Origin of the sequence: Luteibacter sp. (assembly GCF_051958795.1) — a bacterium.
GTDB lineage: Bacteria > Pseudomonadota > Gammaproteobacteria > Xanthomonadales > Rhodanobacteraceae > Luteibacter.
On sequence record NZ_JBQCFT010000280.1, the window covers coordinates 1 to 7,934 of the forward strand.

General features: G+C 66.9%; 5 protein-coding genes. 3 read left to right on the forward strand and 2 right to left on the reverse strand.

Features of this window, described 5'->3' with window-relative positions; genetic code table 11:
* Positions 1-159: 159 nt before the first annotated feature.
* Entirely contained in the window at positions 160-1,077 is a 918-nt protein-coding gene (locus ACTHLF_RS14670) for a peptidylprolyl isomerase (protein WP_440328097.1), read from the reverse strand.
* Between the two features lie 157 nt (positions 1,078-1,234).
* On the reverse strand, positions 1,235-2,653 hold the full coding sequence (locus ACTHLF_RS14675) for an aldehyde dehydrogenase family protein (protein WP_440328099.1): 1,419 nt from the start codon (positions 2,651-2,653) through the stop codon (positions 1,235-1,237).
* A 104-nt stretch (positions 2,654-2,757) separates the two neighbouring features.
* On the opposite strand from ACTHLF_RS14675, the gene ACTHLF_RS14680 reads away from it, so the two are divergent.
* The 3 genes from ACTHLF_RS14680 (at position 2,758) to ACTHLF_RS14690 (ending at position 7,839) form a co-directional block, all read left to right on the forward strand.
* Positions 2,758-3,645: a LysR family transcriptional regulator gene (locus ACTHLF_RS14680; RefSeq protein WP_440328101.1), complete on the forward strand. Its 888-nt coding sequence runs from the start codon at positions 2,758-2,760 to the stop codon at positions 3,643-3,645.
* 80 nt (positions 3,646-3,725) lie between these two features.
* A complete protein-coding gene (locus ACTHLF_RS14685) occupies positions 3,726-5,954 on the forward strand; it encodes a DUF5916 domain-containing protein (protein WP_440328103.1) in 2,229 nt (742 codons plus the stop codon).
* A 70-nt stretch (positions 5,955-6,024) separates the two neighbouring features.
* Positions 6,025-7,839 (forward strand): glycoside hydrolase family 15 protein, encoded by a 1,815-nt coding sequence (locus ACTHLF_RS14690; protein WP_440328104.1) that lies wholly within the window; start codon positions 6,025-6,027, stop codon positions 7,837-7,839.
* Positions 7,840-7,934: the final 95 nt, after the last annotated feature.

A 7,934-nucleotide genomic window follows, 5' to 3' on the forward strand; every position in this document is an offset into this window, starting at 1 on the left:
ACCTTCTACCGTGGGAGGGGGGGGGGGGGGGGGGGGGGGGGGGGGGGGCCCCGCCCCCCCGCCCCCCCCCCGCCCCCCCCCCGCGCGCGCGGGCGCCCGGGCGCCGCGGGGCCCCCCGCCCCGCCCGCGCCCCCCCCCCCGCTCCCACAGTAAAGGGCACTACTTCTTCGAAGGATCGCGCACCGGCACGCTGATGTTGCACAGGTCGATCTTCCCCGCCGGGCGGGTGTAGAAGTCATCCTTGCGGTTTCGCTTGGCATCGACCACGGCCGCAAAGGTCTTGCTGTCGGTACGTAGCACCTGGATCGGGGTGCGCTCGGCTTCGGGCACATCGGCGGCGAGACGGACGCTCTTGATCGTCACGCGCTGCTCGGGCTTGTCGTAGAAGCCCATCGGTTCGCCGCCGCGCGGGTAGGCCGAGAGGATTTCCATGCCCTTGATGACCTTGCCGGCGACGGCGAGGTTGCGGTCGAGGTTGCGCGGGGCCTGGCCGATGATCGCGTAGAGCGAGCTGCCGTTGCCGGTTTCGGCGCCGGTATCACGGGCCACGCCCACGGTGCCGTAGCAGTGGGCGATCCAGGCTTCGCCGGCCTTCGGGTCACGGGCTACGGGGAAGCCGTCCGAGAAGCCGACTTCCGGCGCGTACACATCGCCATCGGCCAGCCTGGTGAACGGGTAAGCCTTGCCACCCTTGCGGGTGAATTCCGGCGTCAGGGTTTCCTTCGCCGTGCCGATGCTCTTGGCCTTAGCCTTGTCATCGCCGTCCGCGTCGCCCCACTGGGTGACGAAGTTGTCCTGCACGCGGATCACCTGCGTGCCATCGAAGTAGTGCTCGCGGATCAGCGTGCGGATGTTCGCGGCGTGCGCCGGGGTCCAGTCCTGGGCAAGCTCGATGATGATCCGGCCCTGGGGCAGGTCCATGTACACGAGGTTCTGCGGATCGGGCGTGCGCCATTCGGCGGGCGTGGACTTGGCCAGCAGCTCCTTCGGCGTGGGCGACTTCTTCGCCTCATCGGCAAGGGCGGGCAGGGCCACGGCGGCGGCGAGGGCGAGCGCGAGGCAGGTACGTGCGAGCATGGGATCCCCAAAGTTGGTCTGGCTCGCGAAAAGTAGCACGCCTGCGAATGGTCGTAGGAGCCCACCCTGTGGGCGACGCCGTTCGCGACAGTGCCACGGGGCCTGTCGCGGTGAGGCGAAAGATGTCGCCCACAGGGTGGGCTCCTACCAGCCTTGGTTACAGGCCGATGATGGCCTTGGGCTCGAGGTATGCTTCGAGGCCGATCACGCCGTTCTCGCGGCCGAGGCCGGATTGCTTGAACCCGCCGAAGGGTGCCTTCGGTTCATGGGTCAGCGTGTTGATCATTACGCGGCCCGAGTCGATCCGGGCTGCCATTCGCGCGCCGCGGGCCAGGTCGCCGGTGGCGATGTAAGCGGAAAGCCCATAGCTCGTGTCGTTGGCGATGGCGATCGCTTCCTCTTCATCGTCGTACGCGATGATCGATAGCACCGGCCCGAATATTTCGTCGCGCGCGATGGTCATGTCGTTGCGCACATCGGTGAACAGGGTAGGGCGTACCAGCCAGCCACGGGCGTAGCCTTCGGGGCGGCCTTCGCCACCAGCGAGGAGGCGCGCGCCTTCGGCCACACCTTTCGCGATGTACGACTGCACGCGATCCCACTGTTTCTGGCTCACCATGGGCCCGATCGTCGTGTCGGCATGCGCCGGGTCGCCCGATACGCAGGCGTCGACCGCGGCCGTGGCGAGCGCTTCAAACTCTGCCATCCGCGAACGCGGCACGAGGATGCGCGTGCCGGCGACGCAGGCCTGACCGCTGTTCATGAAGCCCGCCTGGATCGCCAGCGGCACGGCGGTGGCGAAGTCCGCATCGTCCAGGATGATCGTCGGCGACTTGCCGCCGAGTTCCAGCGTTACCCGCTTGATGTCGCCTGCGGCGGCGCGGAGGATGCCCTTGCCCACGGCGGTGGAACCGGTGAACGAGATCTTGCGCACGTCCGGGCTGTCGACGATGGCGGCGCCCACGACATCGCCGCGGCCGGTCACGATATTGAACACGCCCGCGGGTGCGCCGGCTTCATGCAGCGCCTCCATCACCACACGCGTCTGCAGCGCGCTCATTTCGCTCGGCTTGATGACGGCCGTGCAGCCGGTGGCTAGCGCGGAGGCAAGCTTGCCGGTGATAAAGCTGGCATTCGCGTTCCATGGCGTGATCAGGCCGACGACGCCGACAGGCTGCATGACGACATGCGCGATGCCCATGGTCCGCTCGAACTCGAAGTGTTCCATCGCATGGATGGCATCGAGGAAGACCTGCGCGGCGTACTGGGCCATCCAGCGCGTCCGCGACACGGGAGCTCCGTATTCCTCGGTGATGGCAGCGAACAGTTCGTTCTCGCGCGCGGCGACAGCGGCGTGCATGCGGCGAAGCAGGGCGGCGCGCTCGGGCAGCGTCGTTCGCGACCAGGCGGGCAGGGCGCGCTTCGCCGCGGCGATCGCACGGTGGGCATCGTCCGCGTCGGCCAGGCGCACCGTGCCGATGACGGCCTCGGTGGCCGGATTGAACAGCTCGAAGCGCTCCTCGCCGTGCGGGGTGACGAAGGCGCCGTCGACATAGATCTGGTTGAGGTCATACATGGGGCAGGTCTCCAGTGCGATTGAGTGACCACCCAAGGATGAGGACGCCACATTGACCTGATAAGCTGGATAAATCCGAATGCGGTATGAAGCAGGAGCGGACAATGCGTAGCGGTCTGACCGAACTGGAAGCCGTACTGGCGGTGGCCCGGCATGGCAGCTTCCGCGCGGCGGCCGCCGAGCTGGAGATGTCGACCTCGGCCCTCAGCCAGTCGGTCGCGGCCCTGGAGGCGCGGATCGGCACCCGGCTGTTCCATCGGACCACGCGAAGCGTCCGCCTGACCGACGCGGGGAGCCGTTTCGTGGAAGAGGTGGCCCCGGCGGTATCCGGCATCCGCGATGCCATGGCCCGGGCGGGCGAGGATAGCGACGAGCTGGTGGGTTCCCTGCGCCTCAATACGTCGGCGGGCGCCGCCCGGCGGCTGATGAAGCCGCTGCTGATCCCCTACATGCAGCGCTTTCCCCGGGTCCAGCTGGAACTGGTGACCGAGGCCCGGATGATCGACATCGTCCGCGACGGCTACGACGCCGGCTTCCGCACCACGGATATCGTCCCCGGCGACATGATCGCCGTGCCGCTAGGCGCGCCGATCAGGCACCTCGTCGTCGGCTCACCGGCGTATTTCGCCACGCACGGTCGCCCGGAAAGCCCGGGGGACCTCTCCGGCCACGTCTCGGTCCGCGCCCGCATGGCCTCCGGCCACATCTACCACTGGGAGTTCGAGCGACACGGCGAAGCCCTTACGGTCGACGTGCCGGGGACGGTTACCCTGGATGAGCCCCACCTGCTGCGCGAGGCGGCCCTGGCCGGTATCGGCCTGGTCTACCTCAGCGAATACGACGTGGAAGCCGATATCGCCGCGGGTCGCCTGGAAAGCGTGCTGGGCGAATGGACGCCGCCGTTCGACCGCCTGGCCCTCTACTACCCGGGGCGCCGCCACGTCCCGGCCCCGTTGCGGGCCCTGATCGACCTCATCAGGGAATCAGCCTAGGCGCCTGTGCCAAGGGTCATGGCAAACCTTTGCGAGCCCGCAGGCATCCTTTCCGCAGGATTTTTCGCCACGGACCCTGCATGCGCCGCCGCCTCTCGCTGTTCCTCGCCCTGGCCCTCGCCACTACCGCCGCCCACGCGGAGGTGGTGATCGATGGGCATATCGATCCGGCCGAGTGGCAGGGGGCGCAGCACATCACCGATTTCCGGCAGACCCAGCCGCGCACGGGCAAGCCCGGTTCCCAACCCACCGAGGCATGGGTGCTGTCGACGCCGAAGGGCCTGGCCGTGGCGATCCGGGTCACCCAGTCGGCGGATATCCCGCGCTCGCGCCAGGCGGCGCGGCGCGATGAAGATGCACTCGTCGACCGCATCAATGTCATGGTCGATTTCGATGGCGACGGCCGCACCGGCTTCGACTTCGAGGTGAAATCGACGGGCGGCATCGCGGACGAGGTCATCACCAACGAATCCGACTTCAGCTACGACTGGGATGGCATCTGGGACCACGCGGTTTCCGAGGACGCCAATGGCTACACCGTGGAGGTGCTGATCCCGTGGTACGTGGCGCAGATGCGCAAGCCCGAGGGCGATACCCGCACGATCGGCCTCTACATCGACCGCGTCATCGGCAGCACCGGCGAGCGCATGGCGTGGCCGGCGGTGAGCTTCGACCAGGGGCGCTTCCTGTCGGTCTTCAACAAGGTGCAGATGCCGGCCTACAACCAGACCTTGTTCGCGGTAACCCCGTACGTCGTCGGCAAGGTCGAGCACGGCCACGGTGGCGCATCCTTCCAGGAGGGCGCCGATATCCTCTGGAAACCGAACGGCCAGACCCAGCTCACGGCGACGATCAATCCCGACTTCGGCCAGGTCGAAAGCGACGACCTCGTCGTGAACTTCTCGCCGGAAGAAACCTTCTTCACCGACAAGCGCCCGTTTTTCACCGAGAACCAGGGCATCTTCGATTTCAGCCTGCTCGATGACTACTCGCAGCTGGTCTATACACGCCGCGTCGGTGGCGAAGCCGACGATGGCCACGGCCCCGCGGACATCTGCGCCGCGGTGAAGGTCAACGGCAGCGTGGGCCAGACCAGCTACGGCATCCTCACCGCGCAGGAGAAGGGCGACGCGGGCCGGAGCTTCGGCGCCATCCGCTTGCTGCGCAGCGTGGATACGCAGAGCTTTGGCATGCTCGCGACGCGCGTGAACCATCCCTACGAGGACCGCGACGCCAACGTCCTCGGCCTCGATCACCGCTGGCAGCCCAACGAAGCGTTCAACATCACCAGCAATGTCGTCGGCAGCAAGATCGACCAGCCGCAGGCGAACAGCTCGGGCCTGGGCGCCACCAGCATCGCGTATTGGCAGATGAACGACACTTGGGCCCAGCAGTGGCTGGGGATGTACTTTGGCCGCCGCCTCGACATCAACGACTTTGGCTACCTGCCGCGCAACAACATGGAGTACTTCCATTGGGAAGTGCGCCAGCGCGTGACCAGCATGCCGGCGGATTCCGCGTACAGCTCGCTGTTGTGGCGCTACCGGCTCTCGGGCATCGACAACACCCGGGGCGTGAACGTGCAGCGGCGCTACCGCGTCCAGCTCAATGCGAATCGCCGGGATGGCAGCATGGAGCTGTGGCGCTTCGACGGCTTCACCGCGTCGTACGACGACCTGCTTACCCGCGGCGGCAACGCCGTGCACAACCCGCCCACCGCGAAGCTCCAGTACGAGCGCACCCGGCCGCGCATCGGCCGCTGGAGCTGGGAAGCCGAGGGGTACATCAGTGGCAATGAACTCACCGGCTACCATCGCCTCGGCTACTACTTCAAGTTCGTGCCGACGTACTTCATCACCGATGCCTTCAGCATCTTCGCCGGCGCAAGCTACGAGTGGGACCCGAACTGGCTGATCTGGCAGCACGACAACCTGGTGGGTTCGTTCGATGGCCGCACCGTGGGCATCGACAGCGGCGTGAACTGGAACTTCGGCAACCGCCAGGAGTTGCGCGTGAAGCTGCAGACCCTGGCCGTCGGTGCGAAGCTGCGCGGTGCCTACGAGATCGACCGCGCCGGCCGCGCCATCCCCAGCAATGAGCCGATCGATGGCCTGGGTGTCGCCAACCTCGGCTTCCAGGTGCGTTATCGCTACGAGATCGCACCGTTGTCCAACCTCTATATCGTCTACAACCGCGGCGGCTACGAGCAGGACGCGAACGACGAAGTCGATTCGCAGTTCCGTCACGGCTTCTCGCTCAAGGATGTGAACGAGGGGCTGGTGAAAGTGGCGTATCGCCTCGAATTCTGAACCGCCTCCGCCAAATCTTCACGCGCGGCGTGGCATTCCTTCACCCAGCCCGGTGAAGGAGATGCACGTCGTGCCTTTGGCCAACCCCGTTCCCGGTCGCCATATCAGCGATCACGGCATCGTCGGCGACCTGGATACCGCGGCGCTCGTGGCCACCGACGGCACCGTGGATTTCATGTGCTGGCCGCACCTGGATAGCCCCACGATCTTCGCGGCGTTACTCGATCCGGAGAAGGGCGGCGAGTTCAGCGTCGTGCCCGCGCTGGATGACGCGCGCCTGATGCAGCTCTACGTCCCCGAGACCAACGTGTTGATCACCCGTTGGCTGTCCGAAACGGGCAGCGTGGAGCTCACCGATTTCATGCCGCACCCCGAGGCGAACGTGCGCGTGCCGCGCGCATTGGTCCGTTGCGTGCGGGTCAACCAGGGCCGGGTCGATCTGCGTGTCTGTTGCCGTCCGCGCTTCCATTACGCACGCGACGTGCCCGAGGTCGAAGAATACGGTGGTACGGCTGTATTCCATGCGGGCAAGCATTCGCTGCGGTTCGCCGCCACGGTAGCGCTGGAGATGGGAGACGGCGAGGCGGCGGCGCGTTTCACGCTGGGCCCTGGCGAGTGCGCCTGGTTCGTGCTCGGCCACGAGGAGCACGATCCGCTGACGGCGGAAGAGTGTGAGGCCGCGTATGCCGCCACGGCCGACGCCTGGCGCCGCTGGACCCGCCGCTCCAACTACCGCGGCCGCTGGCGCGAGCGGGTTGACCGCTCGGCGCTGGTCCTCAAGCTACTCACCTCGCACAAGCACGGGTCGATCGCGGCGGCCGCCACGTTCGGCCTGCCCGAAGCGACCGGGGCGGAGCGCAACTGGGATTACCGTGCCACGTGGATGCGTGACGCGTCATTTACCGTCTATGCCTTCATGCGCCTCGGTTTCATCGATGAAGCCGAGCACTTCCGCCAGTGGACGGAGGACCGGCTCGCCGAACTCGACAAGCACGCCGCGCTGCGCATCATGTATTCGCTGGATGGCAGCGAGGCACGCGAAGAGTCCACGCTGGACCACCTGGCCGGCTATGCGGGCTCGAGGCCCGTGCGCATCGGCAACGCGGCGCGTACGCAGACCCAGCTCGACATCTACGGCGAGCTGATGGACAGCCTGTACCTTGCGAACAAGTACGGCACGGCCTCCAGCCACGCCGGCTGGGCGCACGTGCGGCGCATGGTGGACCACGTGTCGCGCCACTGGCGCGATGCCGATGAAGGTATCTGGGAGATTCGCGACAAGCCGCGCCACTTCCTGCACTCGCGGCTCATGTGCTGGGTGGCGCTGGACAGGGCCTTCCGGCTTGCGGCGAAGCGTTCGCTGCCCGGGCCGATCGTCGAATGGGCCGCCGAGCGCGACCGCATCGCCGAGGATATCTGGGCGAATTTCCGCCACCCGGACAAAGGCTATTTCGTGCAGACCGAGGGCGGCACCGACCTGGACGCCTCCTTGCTGATGATGCCGCTGGTCCGCTTCGTTTCAGCGACGGATCCCGTCTGGCTGGCGACGCTCGATGCGATCCGCGACCAGCTCACCGACGACGGGCTGGTCTTCCGCTATCGCAACGCCGATGGCCTCGAAGGAGGCGAGGGCGCGTTTACGACCTGCACGTTCTGGTATGTGGAATGCCTGGCGCGCGCAGGCCGATTGCACGAGGCGCGCGAGATCATGGCCAGGGGCGTGCTCTATTCGAACCACCTGGGCCTGTTCTCCGAGGAACTGAGCCTGCGCGGCGATCAGCTCGGCAACTTTCCGCAGGCGCTGACCCACCTGGCGTGCCTCAGCGCGGCGTATTACCTCGACCGGCAGTTGTCGGATCCGGGTGGGCAGACCTGGCAGCCCTGAGGGACGGCATCGCGCGCAAAACCCCGACCCCAACAACGGTGGCGGACACCCACTTGGTGCGCGCGAGCTCCCCCAGCGAAAACCCACCGCCAAAA

Bases quoted from the DNA above. Each gene is read 5' to 3' on its own strand.
- ACTHLF_RS14680 (WP_440328101.1), top strand. From the start codon at position 2,758: ATGCGTAGCGGTCTGACCGAACTGGAAGCCGTACTGGCGGTGGCCCGG.
- ACTHLF_RS14685 (WP_440328103.1), top strand. From the start codon at position 3,726: ATGCGCCGCCGCCTCTCGCTGTTCCTCGCCCTGGCCCTCGCCACTACC.
- ACTHLF_RS14675 (WP_440328099.1), bottom strand. From the start codon at position 2,653: ATGTATGACCTCAACCAGATCTATGTCGACGGCGCCTTCGTCACCCCG.
- ACTHLF_RS14670 (WP_440328097.1), bottom strand. From the start codon at position 1,077: ATGCTCGCACGTACCTGCCTCGCGCTCGCCCTCGCCGCCGCCGTGGCC.